This window comes from Acinetobacter sp. UBA5934, assembly GCF_002430855.1.
GTDB lineage: Bacteria > Pseudomonadota > Gammaproteobacteria > Pseudomonadales > Moraxellaceae > Acinetobacter.
Window position 1 is genome coordinate 6,547 of record NZ_DJDC01000104.1, and the last position, 332, is coordinate 6,878.

Here is a 332-nt window from a genome sequence, read left to right on the forward strand (position 1 = left end):
AGTTTATCTCCTAATAATTTGATGCAATGCATCTTAGTTTCAACCAAACTTCGCCGATGATAGCCTGACCATTTTTTCCATAGCGTCCTGCCTAAACGTTTAATTGTTCGAAGTAATTCATTTCGCTCTAGCGAGCTACTCTTTGTATCTTTCCATGGTTTCGCATTTTTTCTAGGTGGAATCACCGCATGCGCTTGCCGATCTGCAATGACCTGACGGCATTGCTTGGTGTCATAAGCTCCATCGGTATAAACAGAGTCAATCCGCTCATCTTGTGGAATCTGATCAAGTAAATCACCAAGCACCTGTAAATCACTGACATTATTGGTTGT

The 332-nt window shown here is 41.6% G+C and carries 1 protein-coding gene; it reads right to left on the bottom strand.

What is annotated here, in order from left to right:
• Nucleotides 1-332: transposase (locus B2Y23_RS07450; protein ID WP_291369967.1), on the bottom strand; the 332-nt coding region annotated here is incomplete at both ends.